The organism is Arenibacter antarcticus, assembly GCF_041320605.1.
Taxonomy (GTDB): domain Bacteria; phylum Bacteroidota; class Bacteroidia; order Flavobacteriales; family Flavobacteriaceae; genus Arenibacter; species Arenibacter antarcticus.
The window spans coordinates 999219-1022220 of the sequence record NZ_CP166679.1 but is presented as its reverse complement, the minus strand read 5'-3'; the positions used below and the strand labels follow the sequence as shown (position 1 = coordinate 1022220).

The following is a 23002-nucleotide window of genomic DNA, read 5'->3' as shown; positions in this document are numbered from 1 at the left end:
TTTGGAACCTTGCTTTGTATAGGTTTATGGCAATAGAGAGTAACTATTAGTAACAGAATAGTCTTTATTGATAATGTCATAATCAAAACCAATAAAGACTATGTAAGGAAAAGGGGAAATAATTGTCTAAATTTGTATAATATTTAAAAACAACGAAACATGGCATTAGAAATAACAGATGCTACTTTTGATGAGGTAGTTTTAAAAAGTGATAAACCGGTAGTGGTGGATTTTTGGGCAGCATGGTGTGGGCCTTGTAGAATGGTAGGTCCTATCATTGATGAGGTAAGCACGGAATACGACGGTAAAGCTGTTGTAGGTAAGGTAGATGTGGATGCCAATCAAGAATTTGCAGCAAAATACGGCGTAAGAAATATTCCTACGGTATTGGTCTTTAAAAATGGTGAGATTGTCAGCAGACAAGTTGGCGTTTCCCCTAAAAAAGTATATACCGATGCAATTGACGCAGTGTTGTAGTCTTGCTGACCATTAAACAAAAATAACACATCAAAAAAAATCCTGCCTATCGGCGGGATTTTTTTTTGGATACACCTCTAGTTGTAAGGAATCCAATGGAGATTTAGGGGGCAGATTTTTAGGCGCAGTGGTTTTTACCAACCAGGTTTCCAATACGTCCATTTCTTCATTATATTAGCATTATGAACCTACAGGACGAGATACATAAGGTGCAGCTCTTCCAAAATCTGGAGCTATTGGCCAATCAGGTAATGGAAGGATTTATCAGTGGTATCCACAAGAGTCCCTTTCACGGATTCTCAGCTGAATTTGCCGAGCACAAAATCTACAACAAGGGAGAAAGTACCAAACATATAGATTGGAAGCTATTTGCAAAGACAGATAAGCTGTACACCAAACGTTATGAGGAGGAGACCAATTTACGTTGTCATATCATATTGGACAATTCGGCCTCTATGTACTATCCGGAGGTAAAGCAGCTTGGGTTGGATAATTTGAATAAAATAGGTTTTGGAGTGCTAGCTACTGCTGTATTAATGCAGCTATTGAAAAAGCAACGAGACGCTGTTGGTTTAAGTGTGTATTCGGACAGTTATAATTTTTACGCCGCAGAAAAGAGCAGTGAAAGACATCATCAGATGGTATTGGCTAAATTAAATGAAATAGTAAAGGAGACCACGCCTGCGAAGGAAACGGGAACCTATGCCTACTTACACCTTATAGCTGAGAAAATAAAGCGCAGAAGCCTTGTAATCCTCTTTACGGATATGTTGCAGACCGCTGTGGACGACGAACAGTTGTTTGAGGCCCTTCGGCATCTGAAATACAATAAGCACGAGGTGGTATTGTTTCATGTGATGGACAAGGAAACGGAACTTTCCTTTAATTTTGAGAATACACCCAAGCGTTTTTTGGATACAGAAACAGGCGCTCATGTAGATTTGTATGCAGATTTGATCAAAGAAGGGTATGAAAAAGAGATGCGGGACTATTTTAGTGCCCTAAAATTAAAATGTGCGCAATACCGGATAAAGTATGTGGAGGTAGATATACAGGGCGATTTCTCGAAGGTGATGAACACATTTATGGTGGAACGACAAAAATTTATGTAAAAGTTGAAATATTTTGCGAAAAATGTTTGCGCAATAAAATAAGGGGTGTATATTTGCACTCGCTAAACGCCACGGTTCGGTAGTTCAGTTGGTTAGAATACCTGCCTGTCACGCAGGGGGTCGCGGGTTCGAGTCCCGTCCGGACCGCTAAAAGCCTTCAACGCAAGTTGAGGGCTTTTTTCGTTTTAAGGGACGAATCAGGGGCGGAATAAAGGGATCATGACCAATTGTTGTGTTTATGCAAAAATTGTCGTTACTCTATAAAGGAAGAACTCTACATTTTTCTTCTTTATACCAGGTTTCTATCCATTGGAAGACAGATAGTTCGGCTTCTGACTTTAGGTTATAGCTATGTGCATAGACCCATTCTACCTTTAGGCTCTTAAAGAATGATTCAGCTACTGCATTGTCCCAACAATTACCTTTTCTGCTCATACTTTGTTTTATCGACCCATTATATCTTTTCAGGATATCGGTAAAGGTGGAACTGGCGTTTTGAGACCCCCTATCCGAATGGAATATAACTCCACTCAAAGGAAAAATTACAAACGGACAGCTAGAAACGAGAAAAACTTGGCCATTTTCAAAGGCCACCCCTCCACGTCATTATTTTTTACGCAATAGATATTCGCCAGTATGAGAATTGTATAACTAATAAAGGGAATTGTGTAACATACTAATATATAATGGCCCTAACTTACTTAAAGTCATTTAACCAGTTTTGACTTTAGCTATTCTGAGTCATGAAAGTGAAGCGTGTTTTTGGAATTGCTTTCAAAACAATAGAGGAATATTTCCCATACCACGTAATTAAAAACTTAATCAATATGTCCATACAAACAGTTAATCCAAACACAAATAAGACAGTAAAGTCGTTCCAAGAAATGACGGAGAAGACCGTTGATGCCAAGGTAGCTAAAGCACAAACAGCTTTTATCGATTGGAAAGAAACAAGTTACCAACAACGCGCCGATCTGCTGCATAAAGTAGCGACCCTCATGCGCGTCAAAAAATCATCACTTGCTAAAACCATTACCTTAGAAATGGGCAAACTCCTTGCTCAGGCCGAGGCAGAAATTGACTTGAGCGCCAATATCCTTGATTATTATGCCGATCACGGAGAAGCGTTTCTTGCCGATAAAGTGCTGGATCCGGAATATGGAAGCGCCCTTATTCGAAATAGTCCCATTGGCGTATTGTTGGGTGTGATGCCATGGAATTTTCCTTACTATCAGGTAGCGCGATTTGCAGCTCCCAACATTATGGTGGGCAATACTATTTTGCTTAAGCATGCCTCTATCGTTCCGCAATGTGCTGCTGCTATTGAAGAACTGTTCGAAGAAGCAGGCGCTCCTGAAGGATTGTATACCAATTTATTCATCACTGGCAAACATGCATCAGCATTGGTTTCAGATAAAAGAATAAAAGGTGTTTCCCTAACGGGAAGTGAAGAAGCAGGAGCAAGTGTTGCCATGGAAGCCGGAAAACATTTGAAAAAGGTTGTTCTGGAGTTAGGTGGAAATGATGTGTTCATTATACTAGAAGATGCCGATATAGAAAAAACGGTAGAGTGGGCAGTAGTTGGTAGAATGAATAATAATGGTCAATGCTGTGTAGCCTCCAAGCGGTTTATCGCAGTGGAAGCCATAGCCGATGAATTTATTAAAAAGTTCAAAGACAAGTTATCAAAAATGAAAGTAGGTGATCCTATGGATCCCGAAACAGAGTTAGGTCCTTTAAGCAGCGAAACAGCAGCGGTTCACTTAGCTGATCAGGTGAGACGTTCTGTTGATGAAGGAGCAAAAATTCTATTGGGAGGCAAACGTTCAGATCGTGAAGGTGCCTTTATGGAACCGACCATACTTACCGATTTGAAGCCTGGTATTGCTGCGTATCATGAAGAATTATTTGGCCCAGTCGCATCATTCTATGTGGTGAAAGACGAACAGGCCGCCATAGATCTGGCCAATGATTCTGATTTTGGTTTGGGTGCATCAATATTCACCCAAGACATTGAACGCGGCAAAAAAGTAGCGGATCAAATTGACACGGGTATGGTATTTATTAATCACCCTACCTGGACACAAGCCGATCTTCCTTTTGGTGGAACAAAGCGTTCGGGCTTTGGCCGTGAACTCTCAGAGTTGGGAATTCAGGAGTTTGTCAATAAAAAACTCATTCGGGTTAGTGATCTGAATGATCCGTTTTAACCCGGATCCATTAATAGAACTTTTTATGGAGACTTTATAAAGTGCAATAACAGCAAACAAATGTATGAAGGAGTCTCGTTTTAACAAATACCTCACAATAAATACCAATAAGATGACAATACAATCGGTTACACAAGAAGTACTTAATAAACTGCTGTCTGCAACAGAAGCACCATGTATCTCTCTTTACATGCCTACACATCGAACGCATCCTGAAAATAAGCAGGATATGATTCGATACAAAAACTTAGTGAAACAAGTCAGGGAGTCGGTAACGGAAAAATATCCGACTGCCGACATTGATAAGTTATTAGCACCTTTTGAAGCACTTGCCTTGGATCAGGAATGCTGGAATCATGCAAGTGAGGGCCTTGCGGTGTTGGGGTCGTACGGACATTTCGAAATCATTCGCTTGCAGCTGCCTACTGAAGCCCTGGTGATAGTATCCGATAGCTTCCACACTAAACCATTGCGGCGTATTTTGCAATCGATAGATCGCTATCATGTGCTGACCTTAACCCTGGAGAACATTCATCTTTATGAAGGCAATAGATATTCACTTGTTGAAATCGAACTGCCTGAAGATTTTCCAAAATCAATGGATGCAGCTCTGGGTGAGGACCTGACTGAGAAACATGCTACCGTGGCCTCTTATGGTGGCGTGGATGGCAGCAGCACAAACATGCATCATGGGCATGGTGGCAAAAAAGAGGAAGTGGACGGTGATGCTGAACGATTTTTTCGTGTTGTGTCTGATTCAGTTTATAAGCGTTATTCCAAGCCTAGTGGTTTACACTTGATACTGGCTTCCTTGCCCGAGCATCATTCTCTCTTTAATCGAGTAGATAAAAATCCACTCTTGCTTTCAAAAGGAATTGAGATCGATCCCCAAGCTATTTCTGCAGAAAAACTGGCGGAACTGTCGTGGGAAGTGATGCAACCAATTTATATAAAGAAAATGGAGACACTGGCAGAAAAATTCAATCAGGTAAAATCCAAAGAATTAGGAAGTGATAGCATGGATGAGGTGACTGATGCAGCGGAAGCTGGCAGAGTGGATACCATTCTCTTGGAAGCACATCGTGTCATTACTGGCAGGTTAAGAAATAAAGACACAGGCCAATTTGAAATGGCTGATCAAACGCAACCTTTATTAGGCGATCAACTGGATGAATTAGGTGAATTGGTCCATAAAATGGGCGGTTCGGTCGTGGTTGTGCCCAAAGACCAAATGCCCTCGCAAACAGGTCTTGCAGCCATATTCCGTTTCTAAACAAATCTCATCATTATTAAAATAAAAAACATGATAATTCAATTAAATACAGATAAAAATATAGCTGGAGATGAAAGACTTGAAAGTTATTTGAACTCAATAATAAAAGAAGAACTATCTAACTTCAGTGAGCATATAACAAGAATTGAAGTTCATCTGGCGGATGAAAATAGTCAGAAAAATGGACAGAACGACAAACGTTGTATGCTCGAAGCGAGGATTGAAAATAAACAACCCATTGCTGTTACTAGCCATGCTAATACTGTAGAAATAGCGGTGAATGATGCGCTTGAAAAATTAAAGGCTTCATTAGAAACCATAGAGGGTCGCTTAAAGAATTATTAAACTTAAGAGCATTAATAATATAAAAGTAGCGGTTAGCTTTTTATTTAAGTTTAAAGGCTTGTCTATAAAAATTTTAAATCATGAATAAAGTAATCATCTTGAATAAACTTCCAAATGGAAAACCAACACCAAGTGATATAGCATAAACAGGAATAAAAATAAGATGAATCAACATATTGTAAAAATAGAATCAATTGACAAGGTTACTCATGATGTCTTGAGAATTTTTACTAAAAAACCTGAAAAGTACGCCTTCACCCCTGGTCAGGCCACGGAAATTTCCATAAACAAAAATGGTTGGAGAGTTAAAAAAAATCCGTTCACTTTCACCAGTTTGCCCAAGGAGAACCATCTTGAGTTTATTATAAAAACATACCCCTCGCACAAAGGAGTGACAAACGAATTACTCAATTTAAAAACAAACGATGAGCTGATTTTACATGAGGTGTTTGGCGCGATCAGCTATAAAGGCGAAGGAGTATTTATAGCCGGAGGTGCGGGAGTTACTCCCTTCATCTCTATTTTCAGGCAACTCGAATCGGAAAATAAAATAGGAAATAACAAACTCGTCTTTGCCAACAAAACAAAGGATGACATCATACTCGAAGATGAATTCAAAAAATTATTAGGCACTAATTTCATCAACATTTTATCGGATGAAAAAGTGGATGGTTATGCGAATGGTCAAATTACCAAAGATTTCATTCAGGCAAACTGTGGCGGTACAAATAAACTTTTTTATCTCTGCGGCCCTCCACCAATGATGGAAGCAATCGAAAAGCAATTAGCTGATTTGAATGTGGATAAAAAATCAATTGTCAAAGAAGTATTTTAATTATCAACATAATTAATTGTAAACTCATATGAACACGAACAGACTTTCAAAAAGTATTGAAACAGCGTTAAATACACAAATGACCAAGGAAGCACATGCTTCGCAAATATATTTATCTTATGGAGCATGGGCAGACAAACAGGGATTCGGTGGTATAGCCAATTTTCTTTTTAGACATGCACAAGAAGAACGGAACCACATGATGAAAATATTGGAATATATTTTAAAAAGAGGTGCTGAAGTAGAGGTGTCAGCTATTCCCGCTCCTCCGGAGAATCCGGTAAGTATAAACAACTGCTTTGAAAAAGTATTCGAGCACGAAGTGGACAATACAAAAGCAGTGTACAAACTAGTAAAGAAAAGTCTTGATGAGGAGGACTGGGCTACATGGGATTTTATGCAATGGTTTGTTAAGGAACAAGTGGAAGAAGAAACCCTCGCGATGAACTTATTGGATAAAATGAAAATAGCCGGAGGTGAAAAAATGAGTAGTAATGCTATGTACACATTTGACAGAGATATGGAAAATATATCTGATGAAGTAACTGCAGCTGAAGATGTGACTAGCGAGAACCCCTGAAAATTTAAGGAGTTGCCAGAAAAATCATTACGTAAATTTTAACGGTAAAAAAGGCAAAATGATTGTAAGATCTTAAAAATGAACCTATCTAAAACCAACTAACATCATGCAGGATCACATTTGGGATTAGGGAATGGGCTGGGAAATGGGTAAATGATGTAACTTATTACTGAGATTATGTAACACAAAATAGAGTGTTAAGGCATAACTTCCTATCTCAAATTCAAACGGTCACAATACTATCAAAACACTAATAATAAAAATAATAACTTAAAAAAAACAATTATGAGAAATTTACTTTACATCGTAGCGGTAATTTTTATTATTGGCTGGGCAATCGGATTTTTTGCTTTTCAAGTCGGTTGGGTTATACATATATTGCTTGTTATTGCAATTATCGCAATAGTTGTTAAACTCATTCAAGGCAAATGAATACTATAATTAATATATCTTCTTTGTAGTCTTTCTGACCATAGCTGAAAAAGAAAATGTTATCGAATAAATATTTTAACACTTAAAAATAAAATTATTATGGCAGAAATTAAGATTGAAAAGAAAAAACAGATTTGGCCGTGGTTGTTAGTTGGCCTTGTCATCGTTGCATTGCTTTTATATTTTCTGGTATTTCGTGATAACGGCAAAAATACAGAGGCAGTAACTGAAGCAGATGACATCACTAATACGAACGAATCTGACCTTTTAGGGGTAAAAGAAAATAACGGTACCGTTGCGGCTTATGTAAATTTTGTAGAAAACAATAAAGAAAAGATGAGTCTGGATCATGAATATACAAATGAAGCGCTATTGAAACTAATTGAAGCCACTAATGCTATGGCCAATGAGGTTGGATATGAAGCTCAGGCAGACATAGAAAAGGTAAAGGAATATGCGAAAATGATTTCAAGTGATCCTTTTGAAACTACACATGCGGATAACATTAGAAAGGCGGATGATATTTTAACCAATGTATTGCAAAACATCCAAAAGTCAAAATATCCTAGTTTGGTAGATGAAGTTGAAGAATTAAAAAGCGCATCAGAATCAATAAAATTTGGAGTACTTACGCTTGATCAAAAAGATGCAGTTAAGAATTATTTCGCAAAAGCTGCTGACCTTCTTCAAAAAATGAATTGATTAATCATGCCTGCGGCATGCAGGCTATAATAATTAGAATGATGACAGATACAAACAAAAATCTTTTTAGCCTGGACGAATTATCTGGTTATAAAGTGGCCGAGAATTATAACGATGTAAGGGGCTGGAATGTAAAAGATGCAAATAACCGTGCTATTGGGAAAGTGGATCATTTGCTGGTAAATAAAACTGCCGAACGAGTAGTTTATCTAGATGTTGAAGTAGATGAAACGTTGATAGAAGAGGGGCATGACACGTATCAAAACCGAATTAGCGAAGGCGTGCATGAGTTTTTAAACAAGGAAGGGGAAAATCACCTGATTATTCCTATCGGAATGGCAACTATTGATGAGAAGAACAAACTTGTAAATACCAATCAAATTGATAGTTCGACTTTTGCTAAAGCTAAACGGTTCAGAAAAGGAGATCTTATAGATTTTGCATATGAATTAAATTTACTTCGTCATTACAGGGGAGATGGCACGATTCACAGTTCGAATACTGTTGATGGATTTTATGATCGTGAAGAGTTTAACAATACTTTTCTTCAAAGAGATATGGAGTAAAATTTTATGGAATTAATCACCTTATAATGTATTGGCAGATGCCAGAGAAGTAATTGTGACAGGAAGCACTGGAATGAAAATGAAAGGGCTCATCTTTAATTCATGAAGTTCTACCCATTAAATAATAATAAATTTAGAATAGTAAATTTAGAATAGGAAAATGATACAGGACATAGAATCGCAAGTAGCGGAACCCATACAAACGGTAGTGCAAAAGTTAGAAGGTTGGCTTGATACCTTCATAGGTTTGATACCCAATATGGCAGTGACCTTGTTGTTATTAGTAATTTTTCTTGTGCTTGCCAGACTTGGAAGCAAACTGTTTACAAAACTTTTTATCAAAGCATCAAATAACGAAGCATTGGAACATTTATTCTCCACCATAATTTATGGAGCAATCCTGAGTATTGGACTTTTTATTATGCTTGGCGTACTCGGGTTAAATAAGGCTGTAACTTCACTACTCGCAGGAATTGGGGTGATAGGCTTGGCATTGGGTTTTGCTTTTCAGGATATCGCTGCAAATTTTGTTTCGGGTATTATCCTGGCTTTTAGGAGACCTTTTAAAATTGGGGAAATCATAGAAGTAAATGATATAATGGGTAAAGTAACCCGAACTGGCTTGCGCGATACAGCTATTGAGACTTTTCAGGGCCAAGAAGTTTACATTCCAAATAAAGACTTTTTACAGCATGCCTTTTACAATTTTTCTGTCTTAGAAAAGAGGCGGATTGATATAGCTATTGGAGTTTCTTACGCAGATGATCTTGATAAAGTTGAAGATGTTGTATTGAGCACAATAAAAAACTTGGAGGGAGTGATAGATAAAGATTTGATGGTTTTTGACTATTCTGAATTCGACTCCAGTTCGATTAATTTTAATATTCGATTTTGGATCGAATACCCCGGAGAACCCAGCTACTTCACTATGAAAAGCAAAGCCATAAAAGCGATTAAGAAAGCATTTGATGAACAAGATATTACCATTCCTTTTCCAATACGCACATTGGACTTTGGCATCAAAGGCGGGCAAAAACTCTCCCAAATGGAATTGAATACGAAAGGAGTAACCAATGAAGTAAATTAAGATCACAAGTTTATGAAACTCGCAATGTGCTAAAACGGTCTATCAGATTCCTTTTAATTGTTAATCTATAAAATACAGTTTAGAAAAAAGAAGTCGATATTTCTCTATCGCAAAATATTTTTAGAATACTATTGGCCCTTTTTATGGTCTATGCCGGATTTAGTCATCTTACTTTTTATAGAATCGATTTCCAAGCTCAAGTTCCAGATTGGGTTCCATTGAGCATAAATTTAGTAGTCATATTATCTGGTATTGTTGAAATAGGATTAGGTCTGACCTTACTTTTATGGAAAAAGCAACGAGGGAATGTTGGATGGGCCTTGGCCATATTCTTTATCCTGGTTTTCCCGGGTAATGTAGCCCAATACCTTGATGGAAAAGATGTTTTTGGAACTTTAAATCCTGATAGAGCCCGGTTAACCCCGGCTCTTCTTTCAACCGGTTCTCATCGCTTGGGCGCTTTGGTCGTCTGGTGCATGGCGGTCATGGAAAAATTCTAAAAAATAAATTAAAACGTAACAGATATGAAAGCTTTACAAATAGTAAAATACGGTGAGTTAAGAGAAGGTCTTTCCTTCGGAAATCAAGACAAACCAACATTTCAAAATAAAGATATTTTAATAGCTGTGAAAGCAGCTTCCTTAAACCCTATTGATTACAAAATAGTAGAAGGAAAATTAAAAGGCATGCTAACATTAAACCTACCCGCTACTATTGGTTATGACGTAAGTGGGGTTGTGGTTCAAAAAGGTTCTGATGTTTCCAATTTCGAAATTGGTGATGAAGTATACGCCAGAGTACCACAGGAACAAATGGGTACCGTGGCAGAATTTGTAGCCGTACTAAGTGATCTGGTTGCAAAAAAACCCGAAAACATATCTTTTGAGCAAGCTTCCGGATTACCGTTAGCAGGCTTAACAGCAATTCAAGCTTTAGAAAAAGTTGGAATTAAGGAAGGCGACAGAATTCTTATTCATGCCGGTTCTGGAGGTGTAGGGAGTTTTGCCATTCAGTATGCGAAGGAGAAAGGGGCTATAGTTTATACCACCACCAGCACCAAAAATGTAGACTGGGTTAAATCATTGGGAGCAGATCGTGTGATTGATTATAAAACGGAAGATTATAAGGAAGTCGCTAATAATTTAGACATCGTTTTCGACACGTTGGGAGGGGATTATACCTTCGATGCGTTCGGAATTATTAAAGAAGGTGGAAAAGTTACTACGCTAGTTGGTCCACCCGACGAGGAAACCGCGAAGCATATGGGTATGACCGATTATAAGCTACCAGAAAAACTATCAAAATTGATTGAAGAGAAATCAGCTGTTTATAAATATACCTGGATGCAACCTAATGCAAAGCAACTCAATGATATCAAAAGGCTGGTTGAAGATGGAGCTATAAAACCAGTAGTAGATCTCATATATTCTTTCGAAGATGGAATAAACGCTTTTGAATATTTGTCAACTGGACGAGCAAAAGGAAAGGTTATTATAACGCTTTCTTAACTCTCCAAAAATGGAGACTATCAAAATTAAAAAAAACAGTAAATAATGTAAGTGCGTCTACGCCTCCTAAAAATTTGGTATTGATAATATTTAAATAAATGGAAACTACAAAAAATACAACCACTAGTTTACAATCCATTCTTCACCAACATTATGGGGAAGTAACCTTGCATCAGTAAGAATGCAAACCTACGGCCCGATGTGTCGCCAGACATACCAAAGGCTGGTTTATAACTTGTGAACATAACAATTAATACGGGAACGCTGACACTGTTTCCCATTAGGGAACGATAATTATCATGAAAAAAAATTACTGCCTTCTTGCGACTTTTCTATTGGTGTGGACCTTCACATTTGCCCAAAAGAATAAAATTCTTTTTGACGTGATGTTCAAGGACAAAAAAATAGGTGTGTTGCATGCGCTGGAAACAAAGTCCAAATCGAAATCTCTCAAGGTATTGACCATCGAGACAAACACTTCCTTCCTTTTTATTCCTATTCATATGGAATCAGAGGTCAGTACGACTCAGAAAAACGGTATTCTAATTGAAGGGACAGCTTATCGAAATGCCAGTCGTAAATCCAGTGACGTCATTGCTACAGTTACAAAGACTGGATTCAGGCGTTATAAACGCGAGTTAAATGGTGTAAAGGATAAAATCAAAAATCAACGCATCACATTTTGTGTAGTCGACCTTTATTTTAAAGAACCTATAGGAGTAACACAGGTCTTCTCCAACATGTATGCGGAAATGCTACAATTGAAACGAGTTAGTGTTGGAAAATATCAATTGATTACACCAGACAATAATGATACCCACTATTCTTACGAAGCAGGGAAATTGGTTAGTGTAGTAGCAAATACTCCTGTGGGCAAAGTGTTTTCCAAGCGCATCTGAAAATTTTAGAAATAGTCACTTAAGAAAAATGCCATCTGTAGTAAATAAAAAAATTCAGGATATGACTCTCACCGAGAACGAGCCTTACTTTCCATCTTTGAAGAACTTCTGAACTCCGTTAACGGACATAGCAAATTCCTATACCGTCCTTAAAAAAACCGGTTCTTTTATGATGGGAACGTCTACATTTTCCACTTTTCCGACTTATTTTATACCTTTTTCATCCCAAATGATCAAATTATTGGTTTTGGTGAAGATAGACTAACCAACTTTATTGCATTACCTAGACACCTAACTATTTGATTTAAAAAAGAAAGTTAAATGTTCCAAACAAGGATATAAATCGGAAAAAGAACATTTCAGATTAAATAGAGTGGCAATTATTTCTTTCCGACTTGGATTTTAATGCAAATATGCTTAAATTAATATGTTTGTAAACTATATGGTAAAATGTTGAATAATCCGCTTTTTACGCATTCTTCTCAAAATACCCAGCAGTGTGACACGACTGGGATTTCTCGAAAATTTTCACAGGTGATTTTTTGGGTGGTTTTGAGCTTGATATGGTTACCTTCAGATGGGTTTGCTCAGTCAGAATGCCCCTCCGTTAATATAAAAATCCAAAATATAAGTAACAGTACCGGGGTTATCGCCTGTGCAGTTTTTGAATCCGGGGAAGGCTTCCCCGATAAATTCCTGAAATTCGCATCCAAGGTCATGATATCACAAATAAGTGGAAAAGATGCGAGTTTTGAGTTTTCGGATATTAAACCAGGAAAATATGCCATTGCCGTAATCCATGATGAAAACTACAATGGTAAACTTGACACTAATTTTTTTGGGATACCGAAAGAAGGTTATGGTTTTTCCAGTGGTGCAGAGGTCACAATGAGCGCCCCTTCTTTTTCGGATGCTGTATTTTCATATGATGGAGGAGATTTGCAAATGTCTATATCTCTCAACTACTAAAATTTAAAATTAATTAATCCTATTATTGGGAATAATTCAACAGGACGAAAAGAAAAATTTCATTAGTGGTATTTTCTTGCTCTTGCTCTTGCTCTTGCTCTTTCTGAAACCGATAGGCTCATGAAAGAAATTGATAAAATTGAAATAGAATAATTAAATTAAATAGAGCCTGTAATTATTTACAGGCTCTATTCTTTTATGTTAGCTACAGAAAGTTAGCGCCAAATCTTGGATCAAGTCAGAAAGTTGTGGGTTTAAGGATTAAGCAAAAATAGTTGTCAGCCTATATAAGAAGAATTCTACGTTCCTGACGCCCCTGAACTGTGCCCTAAAGGCTTTTATCTTGGCATTGAATGATTCTGCCGAGGCGTTGGTGCTTCTGTTGTCAAAGTAATTCAGTATATTTTTATAATGGATCGACATTGTCAATCTGCTTTATTGCTAAAACTAAATGGAAAGTGATTTTCTTAACATTTTATAACTCTTTGGAACTGCGGTATCTGCATTTTCTTTACCCTCCATCTCCAATGAAACATATCCTGTAAAATTCTCTTCACGCATTATTTTAGCTAGGCGATCATAATCCAGTTCCTTATCATAATAATGCCCCCCTCCATAATAGGTCTTGGCTTGTACAATATTGGCATGTTTCACTAATCTTCTGAAATCAGTATAAGGCTCTCCGACATAATTCCCAGTATCAACATTTAGACCCATTGAAGGAGATGACTTTAATGCATTGTATATTTCCAATAGTAAATCAATGTTAGAAGAAAGTCCCCAATGGTTTTCAATACATAAAATAATGCCCTCCCTTTCTGCATGTTTCAAACATTCACCCATTGCATCTACGACCCAATTAAAAGCGTCACGATCTGTATAGCCAGGAAGAGGGTTCATTTTTCCTGTTTGATAATAGTTATCAGGTCTCTTACCAGGCCAACTCCCAGTGTTCAAACGAATGGCCGGTATACCCATTTGTACGGCTTGTCTAATACAAGCTAAGGTATGGTCAATTTGGAAAACTCTTTTCCGCTCATCCGGTTCTATAAAGTTTTGGTGAATGGATAAGAACGGTAAGGCCAAACCATTATCGAACGCCAGCCTTTTAAGTTTGTTCATATAAGGTATATCTACACTTTCCATTTGTCTTTGAAGTATCTCTACTCCATCAAATCCAATTTCAGCAGCCTTCTCAATTACCTTTTCAATAGGGTATTTTTTTGAACCAAAATGCCAATAAGAATAAGTCGATACAATAAGTCTAATTGCATTTTTATTTGCTAACATTGAATGATTTATCAATGGGTTTCCGACTGGATCGGTCCCAGCCATTAGGGATGGAGAGGTCACTGCGGCGGCACCAAAAAGTGCTGCATTTTTTAACCAATCTCTTCTTGCGAAAGTTGACTGATTCCGTTTTACTTTGTCAGACATAATTGTGATTATTAAATATTAGTAATTATAATTTCTTTGGTTTGAGCTATGTATAGTTCTCCCCATAGACAAGTAAATAATCCCCGAGGCAAGCTCACGGGGCATTATTATATTTTAAAAAACAATCTCATTTGACCCATCCTTATGTAAGACTTCATACTCCTTTTCCTTTCTTTGGTTCTTCACATACTCCACAATAGTCTTTTCATTACCATGGCGACTGACTGAGTTGATTTAAAATCCACCGCTTCAAAAAGAACCTCTCCATAATGCCCTTTTTACTCCTGGGGCATGAAAGAATATCTCACGGGCAGTAAGGCTCTTTACCGTCCTCGCTATTTTTGTCGGACTGTACGTAGGAACACTCTGTATCAAAAAATGAACATGATCCTTGTCCGTACCTATCTCCAAAAAATGGATTTCATACCTGTACTGAATATCTAGACACGTCTGACACAGAATCCTTTCAACTTTAAGACCTAGTACCATTCGGCGGTATTTGGTCGAACAAATCAAATAATAGAGTAACAACGAAACGTTGTGGCTCTTATGTATATGGGTGCTTGAGCTCACGCTCAAGATTACTGCTTTTTTTCGTGCGAGGGAAGCCTCGGGGTATTTACTCCTCTAGAATAAAGGCGGAATAAGGTCTCAAATACAACCTTATCTCCTTTCTTTAATAAAAGTGAGAAGATTTCTGTATCCATATATGACCAATTTTCATTCAATTTTGAGATTATGGTTCGTCCTAAAGTACGAATTATTTCTAAAAACAAATTTTTTAAAAGTGATACAAACCAATTTTCATAATTCTTGCGATTTAAAAATAAATTATAGACACAAATGAAAAGTACCTTTCTTACTGATGGTGCTGCTGATGACCGCGATTTCTTTATAGATGCGCTCAAGGAAGTATCTTTCCCTTCTGACCTAACGCTTTCAAACAATGGTTTGGAGTTGATGAGAAATCTCAACATTCTAATCCAACATCCCCCACCCCACGTTATTTTCCTTGACCTGAACAGGATCAAGTTAATAAGTTGTGGGATTATAGATTTAGGCAAATATATTTGAGAGCTTAAATAGGAAGAATTCTATATTCCTGACCCCTCTGAACTAGGCCCTAGAGGCTTTTATTTCAGCATTCTCGGCACTAAGTCGGCACTAAGTCGGGAGACTTAGCGCAGCGAGGACTTAGCGCAGCGAGTATTTTAATATTTATACAAATGGCTGTCAATCTATAAAGGAAAAAGTAGTAATTATTGCTGCACTTCAAGAATAGTGAGTTTGGCCGTAATTTGATTATAAATCTTTTTCAATTCTTCTACTTCCAAGGCAGAAAATGGGTATAGGGGAGGAGCAAACTGTGCTTGGGCAAGTCCCATAAAAGAAAGTGCAGTTTTTAACCCTTTCATATAACTAGATTTATAGCCACCCAGTTGATAGATGCCTTTGCTGATTTCCATTACTATTGCTTGGAGCTCTTTTATAGTATCAAAATCCCTATTTACTGCCGCTTCATAAAGGGCTACATATAGTTGAGGAAATAAATTTGCACCTCCACAAACTCCGCCATAACCTCTCATCAAAACAGTTTCAGCCATCATTTCCTCTGGACCGACCATAAGTGCAAACTCTTCCTGATCGTTGAAAGCATGGCATAGCGACTGAAAGTATACTGCATGTGCAGAGCTGTCTTTAAGCCCTATGATGCGTTGGTGTGAAGAAAGTCTAACAACAGTATCCAATTCAATAGTAAGTTTGGTATGAGAGGGCATGTTGTACAGAAACATGGGCAGTGATATGGAGTCTGCTAATTGGTTGAAATAGGAATACATCTCCTGCTGGTCAATATTCATATAAAATGGAGGGGCCACCACTACTGCATAGGCACCCGCTTTATAGGAATAGTCGGCCAACTCAACGCTTTCTTCTAAAGAAACATCCGTAATCCCAACTAAAACTGGAATTCTCCCAGCTACTATATCACAAGTATTAATGATCATCTCCTTACGGGTTCGATAACTTAATCCTGAAAATTCTCCTGTAGTACCGAGAATAAAAATACCATGAACACCACCAGAAATTAGATGCTCAATTAGTTTCTTCGTACTATTTACATCTAGTGATCCGTCACTATTTAGTGGAGTCACCATAGGAGGTACTATACCTCTTAAGGGCGTATTGTTTCTAATTGTTATAGACATTTTTTTATTGATTTAAAGTTTTTGTAAGATTTAAGGTAAAAATTTGGTAAAAGGTTTCTCCATTGTAATCTACCTTCCTGTTATATGCGATGGTATAGCCAGAATTAGACCAGTTAATATTACTAAGGTGAGTGCCTTTATTAACTGAAGCAGGCAATACAAGTGTTGTTTCTCCATTTTCAACTGCAGTCACATAAAGTGCTTCTTGGGAACCGTAGGCAAGGTATTTTCCATCTGCACTTAAGGCGAAAGAAGTATCTGGAGAAAAGTTATTATTGGTAATTGCTTTAATTTTCCCTCCGTTTGGAGACACTGAATAGAGCTGCACTATTTCATTATTATCTGTTTGATAAAAATATAGGGAGCTCCCATCTGGGGAGCTTCTTAGCCATTGCCTTGGACCTGAAACACCTGGGTGCTTATTTTCAGTAGTGAAAGTTAGTCTTCGTTGTTTTACACCTGTAGGAATAGAAGGCAATGTTGTTTTGCTTCCTGTATTCACCGAGTTTTTAAGGTTTGAAATATCCTCAGGAATATCGGCGATGAACACCTCTGTCACTTTTTGCCCAGATTCTGAAACTACATCCCCTAAAAATGCTAGGGCTCGTTTTTGATTACCTCCATTGGTCTTCACATAACCACTATCTCCAACCCAACATTCTTCGTAAGCTTTACTGATTTCATCTGATCCAAATTGAGGGTTTGCTTTTACTTCCGCTAGTAAAATGGCAAAACTATTCCCATCGAAGTTTTCCTTGTTTTTTTCTCCAGTGATAGTCAATTTTTCGCCTAGAAGAAGAGCTCCTACGGTTCGCAAGTCACTTACATTAGGATTGTTGTTTGATTCATTTTCTAAAATTTCATCATTGTAGGTAAAGCTAACAAACTGACCATCTGAGCTGTATGAATACGCGTGAGTGCCTCCGCGCAATGCTCCTTTCGTAAAAGGTGCTTTCACGTCCCGTGCCTCCAGGGGGTCAGCCGTATTTGAATTATCCATATCAACCTGCATGGCAAACCTTCTTGTAATTCCATAAGGATGCTCTTTGGAAGCATTCATCAATCCATGTATAAAGAGTACCTCGTTCTTGAAAGGATGAAAACTAACTGCTCCAGAACCTGGTCCAACTACAGTTTGATTTTGTAGTTCATAGATGGTTGTAATCACCTTAGAGTCAACGTCAACCAACTGAATATAAGCATTCTCGCCAATTTTAGAATCATCATTTCTATTGTCAAAAACAAGGAATTTATCATGAGGTGAAAAAGCCTGCCTCTGATTTAAAAAGTGCCCCGCGGGATTGTTGGTAAGCTGAACTTCTTGTAAATTTTCTAAATCAATATATGTGCTATTACTATTCATTTTTGAGTTTGTTTGTTTACAAGTCACTGTAGCGCAAAATAAGAGGAACAATAGACTGATTTTGCAAAAGACTATTGAGTACAAAGGGTAGTTTCTACGATTCGATATTTGGCTGGATATAGACATCTATTAAATATTGATTATCTTTTAAAATGATAAAAATGTCCGTCCTCAGCACCTACTAAAATTTCCCAGACGCCGTCTTTATCCCAATCAACATAGGTTGGACTAGTGGTATGCCCGGCTAATATTTTTTCAGATAGGGGGCCTTTATAGCGGAAGATAATTTTATCAGCTTCTTGACTTATATTCTCAAATAGAGTAACATTCACACTATTTACAAGCAGATCTAAATCACCATCGTTATCCCAATCCACAAAACTGATTTTTCTTCTTCCACTCCCTCCAGCATCAGCATTATTCAATCGTAATGGACCTCCTACCTCGTTTACTGCTTTGTCCTTATTGGTATATTCCGAAGCTTTATCCCCGTAGAAAATTCTTTTGCCAGGGAGAATTGCCTGCTCGCCATTTGTATTTACCCCTTTAAAAAATGACAGATAGCCTTCATGATCTAACATAACCAAATCCGTGACACCATCTTTATCCCAATCTATAGCATAAGGGCTAGTTCTCCACTGGGTAACCAATTCATCTGGCTCTGATTCCCACCAATTCCAGCTAGGAGAAGTTGTAAGTACGTTTACTCGCTCCACTTTAATAGGTTTAGGGGGTTCTAAGCCAGAGCCTGTATTTCTAATCCATTCAATTTTCCCCCAAATAGAATTGAAAATTATATCCTTAATACCATCCCCGTCCCAGTCTGCTACAGAAAGTGTCGTATAACCCCACTTTGCTTCGGCAGGACCTTGAATAGAACCATTTTCACCTGCCTGAATGCGAATAGGTTCCCCATCAATTTCAAGAAGTTTTGGTTCCTCCCATACTGGGTTTTCACCTCCGCCAAGGTTTTCAATAAAAGCAAAATATCCTGCTGAATTACCAGTAATAATATCTTCATCTCCGTCATTGTCCCAATCAACACTCACTGGGGTAGCTAAGGCACCGAACTTAAGATTGTCAGATTGTTGTCGGAAATATCTTGGAGATTCAAACTGTGGCACATTGTCTATTAAAGTTCCTGTATTTCTAATTAGTGCAACCCTTCCATCTTCATCACCCACTACTAAGTCAACATGGCCATCTTTATCCCAATCTACAGCAATTGGGATAATCATTTCAAGGTCCATTTTAATTAATCCTTTAGTATTATAAAGAAAAACTCCTTCCTTATACTCTGGGTTTTCTCGGGTACCTACATTTTCAAAATAGGTGAGACGATCTAAAAATTCACCACAGATTAAATCCAAATCGCCATCGCCATCAAAATCAGCGAAGTTTGGGGAAGGTGCCCCATAAACATCGAGAGTTTTTCCTCCAGCTTTAATTTTACCTCGATTTTCAAATTTCCCATTTACATTTTCAAGCAAAAAAACATAGCCATGTAACGGACCATTAACCCATTTTCCCGCATCATTAAATGCATTGTCCCATCCATAATCCGACCAATCATCAATACCTACAGCTATATCAAGATCGCCATCACCATCATAATCAACCCTCTTCCATTGATTGAATCTAACTTTGGTAAGGCCTTCTTTCAGTTCATCGGCATCATATAATTCTTCCACGATAGTCCCCAAATTATTTTTAAAATCTGATAATTCAGCACCGGGAACATTAACTCGAACGCCCTGTGCTGTATGAGAAACCTGAACATTTTTAATTGCATCCCCTAAGCGAACCGGCGGTGCAAAATCGGGAAAATCATCTCCTGATGTATTCTCAAAATAATACAGCCCATTGAATGGCTTGTCTGGACACGAAACTAACAGATCCATATCTCCATCACCGTCAAAATCCATAGGTAATGGCCAAGCCCAAAGACCAACACCTAAATAAGAAGTAGTATTTGGATTGTTATACTTCACAATTTCAAAATCTTTTGACTCTGAGTCGCTCTTTACTTTCGACGTTTTAGCATTGGAACATGAGAATAAAGTGGATAAGCTTAGAAATGCGCTAACTATAACAAGATGTTTCATGCTGTTTGGGTTTAAGTATTTGTAAAGGAACTCCTTAAGTGAGCTCTAATTATTTTTGGTTTTCAATCAGTTCTATGAATTAACTTGTGCATTCTTAATTAATCTATTAAGAATAATCCATCAATCGCCTTAGGCACGCTTTGAAAAATTAAAATTCATACCATAGCCCTTATAAAGACCATTAAATTCTTACTTAAGCAATTTTCTGAATTTCTTTATACGGTGAAACGTTAGAAAATTTGCATCATGATTATTCCTAGCTCCACCAATACCATCGTCGTATGCTGTCCTTGACAGGAATATGATATCTTTCCCATCTACCATCCAATCAACATATTGAAAACCATGTTTTAATACATCTTGATGTTGTAGAAGTACTTTTCTTTGATCCCATTGTACTAGGTCTGGTGAAGAAAATAGAGCCTGTGTATTTCTGATAAAGGCAGGATTTTTACCTTTATGATCTTTTTTAATCCCTTCTGGAATTACATTTGCTATGGTCCAATACAGTCCAGACGCTTCATCATATCTGATAGTAAACTTTTTGCTTCCTCCAGGGAAACTCATAAAACCAGAATTGGGATTAAAAGAAGCGTTTTTCCCATCAGCGCTAATTTTAACAAATGCTGCTTTTTCGTCTAATGTAGAACGATCATCCACTCTTAGGATATTCAACATTTGACCGTCCTTATTTACTACTGCGTTACCTTCAATCCAACCTCCAAAGTTTCCATCGAGGTAAGAGGCGTCATGATATAAAGTATTACTGCTTGTCCAGCTGTTAGCATCCAATAAATCGGCGTCTACAGGCGCAGATAGCATAAAGGCACCATATCTTTTCCCCCACTTTTTTATGGGTCCCATAGCACTTTCCATGGCGCGCCAAATTCGACCGTTATATTCAAGTATCGGCATAGGCGCGCAGTGATACTCTCCTTCTAATAGTAGGCCATTTGAACCATCAGTAGGACTTGTCCAAGACCTACCACCATCTTCAGATAATCTCATCAGGGTATTCCCATGATGTCTATCTGTGCCTAAAAACCAAAGTTTGTCTTGCTTCACAAACAATTTGGACCAAAATGCCCCATCTATCGTAGCTATTTCGCGCCAGGATTTACCGCTATTTTTAGAGGTGTAAATTTTTGAAGTTGCTCTCACATGTTCATTTGATTCGGGTCCAAAATAATCATGTGAAGCCACATAATCCCCATTTGGAAGAATTGCTAAACTTGGTGAGCCAATATATTTTCCTGACGAAGCTGGACTATAGGCTACTTTAACCCCAGGAACTTTTGAATCGTCTAATTTTTGTGAATTCAAACAATAATAGGACAAAAGGCTAAATAATATAATTGTAATTCTTTTCATTTTAGTTAGTTTTTAAAAGGATCAATTTTAGGGAATCTCGCTTTTACATACTACAACTGATTCTGTAATATTATTTTCTCTATGGTTCCCGGTTAATAATTTCAGTTAATTTTTTATCTATAGAGGTTTAATTTACAGGGAATTAAGCGCGAACGCTTTAATCATAGCTGAATTAATGGCGTTCTCATTTGAGTCTGCGTAAACAACTTGAATACGATTGGCATCTAAACGTAAATTTCCACTTGTAACTAATAGTATTTTATTTTGTTTGTACATCTATTTAAATTTACTGAGATAAAGAACAAACATATGAGGAAATGTCGTTCTTTTATTGTCAGATTTTGCCAATAACTTATACTATCTTACCGATTTTTTATACCTAATATTCCTGAAAGTGGATGGTTAAATAGCGTTGGCTGCGATATTGTATAGTATTTTAAAAATTTTGTTCATGTGTTTTCAACCTAGCATCAATTTATTGAAAAAGTAATGAAACCGCATTTTTATAAAATACCGAGTACTTCTTAGAGTTCATTTAGTATTGAACACCGCATCAAAAACGCCTTCACGGATAAGTGATTCCCTTGTGGAACCTCCGACTCTTTTTCCATTCTTTTAGAATTTAGCGACTTTGACTTAGAATTTAGTTTAGAGCAGAAAACCGAATTCTAAGTCAAAGCTGCCATTTACTCATTGTCTCTGTTATGTAATATCCTAACATGATACCTTTGGTTTATATACTAAAAATTAAAGGTCAATTTAAGCCCAAAACATACCCCAAAATCATGATAACAACAATTATCAAGAAACATGCAACTGTCTAAAGATCGTGCTGCGGCTGTTAAAACCTACCTCGTTGGAAAATTCAATATTGAGGAAGGCCGTTACTAGACCATGGGGCTGGGACAATCGTATTCAACGGCAACAAATAAGACAGAAGAAGGCGAGGCTGAGAAGCGTAGGGTCCAAATTGTAAAGATGTAAATTATACGAAAGATGAGAAGATTAAATAAACTAATTATGTTGGCAATCGCTGGACTAATGTTTCTTGGTGCCTGTAACAAGAAGAATAAAACTGACACAAAAGATAAAGGAAACATTGGCTCGGCTATCATTACGCTGGACGACGGGCAGAAGATTGAGTTTAAAGCAACTTTTAATACAGGGATGTCCTTGTTTGAACGTAAATTGTCCGTCGGCCTTTCTAATCTGGGAAACGGCATGTTACTAACGCTCCTGATGTATTCAGCGGATCCTATTGAGGTGCCGGGAACGTACGATGGAACGATTACCTTAAGACAACAATCTCATGATGATATCCTCAAAGAGAAGTACAGGTCTACTTATTATAAAGATGCGGAAACAGGAGAAGAGGGGGACTGCAGCTTTACGATTACTGCCCTCAGTGAAAAACGTGTTCAAGGCACCTTTTCAGGTACACTTTATTCGGAAGGAGGGAATAAGGCAACCATAAGCAAGGGGAAATTTGATATTTCCATTAATAAAGAACTTTAATACCTATAG

At 37.6% G+C, this 23002-nt stretch carries 23 protein-coding genes, 1 tRNA gene and 3 pseudogenes; 18 read left to right on the top strand and 9 right to left on the bottom strand.

Features of this window, described 5'->3' with window-relative positions:
* Positions 1-159: 159 nt before the first annotated feature.
* Positions 160-477: a thioredoxin gene (gene trxA / locus KCTC52924_RS04260; protein ID WP_251807019.1), complete on the top strand. Its 318-nt coding sequence runs from the start codon at positions 160-162 to the stop codon at positions 475-477.
* 30 nt (positions 478-507) lie between these two features.
* Here trxA and KCTC52924_RS04255 read toward each other — a convergent pair whose 3' ends face one another.
* Positions 508-639 carry a hypothetical protein gene (locus KCTC52924_RS04255; protein WP_285903373.1) on the bottom strand — a complete coding sequence of 44 codons (132 nt, stop codon included), beginning with the start codon at positions 637-639 and terminating at the stop codon, positions 508-510.
* Positions 640-659: 20 nt separating this feature from the next.
* Between KCTC52924_RS04255 and KCTC52924_RS04250 the strand changes: the two genes are divergently transcribed.
* Both KCTC52924_RS04250 and KCTC52924_RS04245 read left to right on the top strand, forming a co-directional pair.
* Complete coding sequence (locus KCTC52924_RS04250) at positions 660-1589, top strand: DUF58 domain-containing protein (protein WP_251807020.1); 930 nt, start codon at positions 660-662, stop codon at positions 1587-1589.
* 73 nt (positions 1590-1662) lie between these two features.
* A tRNA-Asp gene (locus KCTC52924_RS04245) sits at positions 1663-1736 on the top strand.
* A gap of 132 nt (positions 1737-1868) precedes the next feature.
* On the opposite strand, the pseudogene KCTC52924_RS04240 reads toward KCTC52924_RS04245, so the two are convergent.
* Positions 1869-2114, bottom strand: a pseudogene (locus KCTC52924_RS04240) (integrase core domain-containing protein); the annotation flags it as partial.
* Positions 2115-2416: 302 nt separating this feature from the next.
* On the opposite strand from KCTC52924_RS04240, the gene KCTC52924_RS04235 reads away from it, so the two are divergent.
* The 13 genes and pseudogenes from KCTC52924_RS04235 to KCTC52924_RS04175 all read left to right on the top strand — a co-directional run bounded on the left by KCTC52924_RS04235 (position 2417) and on the right by KCTC52924_RS04175 (position 12995).
* Complete coding sequence (locus tag KCTC52924_RS04235; RefSeq protein WP_251807187.1) at positions 2417-3799, top strand: NAD-dependent succinate-semialdehyde dehydrogenase; 1383 nt, start codon at positions 2417-2419, stop codon at positions 3797-3799.
* A gap of 112 nt (positions 3800-3911) precedes the next feature.
* Positions 3912-5072, top strand: a complete 1161-nt coding sequence (locus tag KCTC52924_RS04230; protein WP_251807021.1) for a hypothetical protein — start codon at positions 3912-3914, stop codon at positions 5070-5072.
* Positions 5073-5102: 30 nt separating this feature from the next.
* Positions 5103-5417 (top strand): HPF/RaiA family ribosome-associated protein, encoded by a 315-nt coding sequence (locus tag KCTC52924_RS04225; RefSeq protein WP_251807022.1) that lies wholly within the window; start codon positions 5103-5105, stop codon positions 5415-5417.
* A 163-nt stretch (positions 5418-5580) separates the two neighbouring features.
* A complete protein-coding gene (locus tag KCTC52924_RS04220) occupies positions 5581-6252 on the top strand; it encodes a flavodoxin reductase (protein WP_251807023.1) in 672 nt (223 codons plus the stop codon).
* A gap of 28 nt (positions 6253-6280) precedes the next feature.
* Positions 6281-6832 (top strand): ferritin, encoded by a 552-nt coding sequence (locus tag KCTC52924_RS04215; RefSeq protein ID WP_251807024.1) that lies wholly within the window; start codon positions 6281-6283, stop codon positions 6830-6832.
* Positions 6833-7117: 285 nt separating this feature from the next.
* A complete protein-coding gene (locus KCTC52924_RS04210) occupies positions 7118-7264 on the top strand; it encodes a lmo0937 family membrane protein (RefSeq protein WP_251807025.1) in 147 nt (48 codons plus the stop codon).
* Between the two features lie 99 nt (positions 7265-7363).
* Positions 7364-7966 (top strand): hypothetical protein, encoded by a 603-nt coding sequence (locus KCTC52924_RS04205; RefSeq protein ID WP_251807026.1) that lies wholly within the window; start codon positions 7364-7366, stop codon positions 7964-7966.
* Between the two features lie 38 nt (positions 7967-8004).
* Complete coding sequence (locus KCTC52924_RS04200) at positions 8005-8532, top strand: PRC-barrel domain-containing protein (RefSeq protein WP_251807027.1); 528 nt, start codon at positions 8005-8007, stop codon at positions 8530-8532.
* Between the two features lie 208 nt (positions 8533-8740).
* Positions 8741-9619 carry a mechanosensitive ion channel family protein gene (locus KCTC52924_RS04195; RefSeq protein WP_251807028.1) on the top strand — a complete coding sequence of 293 codons (879 nt, stop codon included), beginning with the start codon at positions 8741-8743 and terminating at the stop codon, positions 9617-9619.
* A gap of 143 nt (positions 9620-9762) precedes the next feature.
* A pseudogene (locus KCTC52924_RS04190) lies at positions 9763-10126 on the top strand (hypothetical protein).
* A gap of 17 nt (positions 10127-10143) precedes the next feature.
* Entirely contained in the window at positions 10144-11127 is a 984-nt protein-coding gene (locus KCTC52924_RS04185; RefSeq protein ID WP_251807029.1) for an NADP-dependent oxidoreductase, read from the top strand.
* A 299-nt stretch (positions 11128-11426) separates the two neighbouring features.
* Positions 11427-12026: a DUF6134 family protein gene (locus KCTC52924_RS04180; protein ID WP_251807030.1), complete on the top strand. Its 600-nt coding sequence runs from the start codon at positions 11427-11429 to the stop codon at positions 12024-12026.
* A 450-nt stretch (positions 12027-12476) separates the two neighbouring features.
* Positions 12477-12995 carry a DUF2141 domain-containing protein gene (locus KCTC52924_RS04175; RefSeq protein ID WP_251807031.1) on the top strand — a complete coding sequence of 173 codons (519 nt, stop codon included), beginning with the start codon at positions 12477-12479 and terminating at the stop codon, positions 12993-12995.
* A gap of 261 nt (positions 12996-13256) precedes the next feature.
* Here the strand turns inward: KCTC52924_RS04175 and KCTC52924_RS04170 are convergent, their stop codons facing one another.
* The 3 genes and pseudogenes from KCTC52924_RS04170 to tnpA all read right to left on the bottom strand — a co-directional run bounded on the left by KCTC52924_RS04170 (position 13257) and on the right by tnpA (position 15005).
* Positions 13257-13418: a transposase gene (locus tag KCTC52924_RS04170; protein ID WP_251807032.1), complete on the bottom strand. Its 162-nt coding sequence runs from the start codon at positions 13416-13418 to the stop codon at positions 13257-13259.
* A 24-nt stretch (positions 13419-13442) separates the two neighbouring features.
* Complete coding sequence (locus tag KCTC52924_RS04165) at positions 13443-14432, bottom strand: sugar phosphate isomerase/epimerase (protein WP_251807033.1); 990 nt, start codon at positions 14430-14432, stop codon at positions 13443-13445.
* 107 nt (positions 14433-14539) lie between these two features.
* A pseudogene (tnpA, locus tag KCTC52924_RS04160) lies at positions 14540-15005 on the bottom strand (IS200/IS605 family transposase).
* A gap of 270 nt (positions 15006-15275) precedes the next feature.
* Here tnpA and KCTC52924_RS04155 point away from each other — a divergent pair.
* On the top strand, positions 15276-15506 hold the full coding sequence (locus KCTC52924_RS04155; RefSeq protein WP_251807035.1) for a hypothetical protein: 231 nt from the start codon (positions 15276-15278) through the stop codon (positions 15504-15506).
* Between the two features lie 185 nt (positions 15507-15691).
* Here the strand turns inward: KCTC52924_RS04155 and KCTC52924_RS04150 are convergent, their stop codons facing one another.
* From KCTC52924_RS04150 to KCTC52924_RS04135, 4 genes are all read right to left on the bottom strand, one after another.
* Entirely contained in the window at positions 15692-16639 is a 948-nt protein-coding gene (locus KCTC52924_RS04150) for a dihydrodipicolinate synthase family protein (RefSeq protein WP_251807037.1), read from the bottom strand.
* A gap of 4 nt (positions 16640-16643) precedes the next feature.
* Complete coding sequence (locus KCTC52924_RS04145) at positions 16644-18002, bottom strand: DUF3748 domain-containing protein (RefSeq protein WP_251807038.1); 1359 nt, start codon at positions 18000-18002, stop codon at positions 16644-16646.
* Between the two features lie 140 nt (positions 18003-18142).
* Entirely contained in the window at positions 18143-20107 is a 1965-nt protein-coding gene (locus KCTC52924_RS04140) for a VCBS repeat-containing protein (protein ID WP_251807039.1), read from the bottom strand.
* A gap of 189 nt (positions 20108-20296) precedes the next feature.
* On the bottom strand, positions 20297-21478 hold the full coding sequence (locus tag KCTC52924_RS04135; RefSeq protein WP_251807041.1) for a sialidase family protein: 1182 nt from the start codon (positions 21476-21478) through the stop codon (positions 20297-20299).
* 996 nt (positions 21479-22474) lie between these two features.
* On the opposite strand from KCTC52924_RS04135, the gene KCTC52924_RS04130 reads away from it, so the two are divergent.
* Positions 22475-22993, top strand: a complete 519-nt coding sequence (locus KCTC52924_RS04130; RefSeq protein ID WP_251807042.1) for a hypothetical protein — start codon at positions 22475-22477, stop codon at positions 22991-22993.
* The last annotated feature ends 9 nt before the right edge of the window (positions 22994-23002 follow it).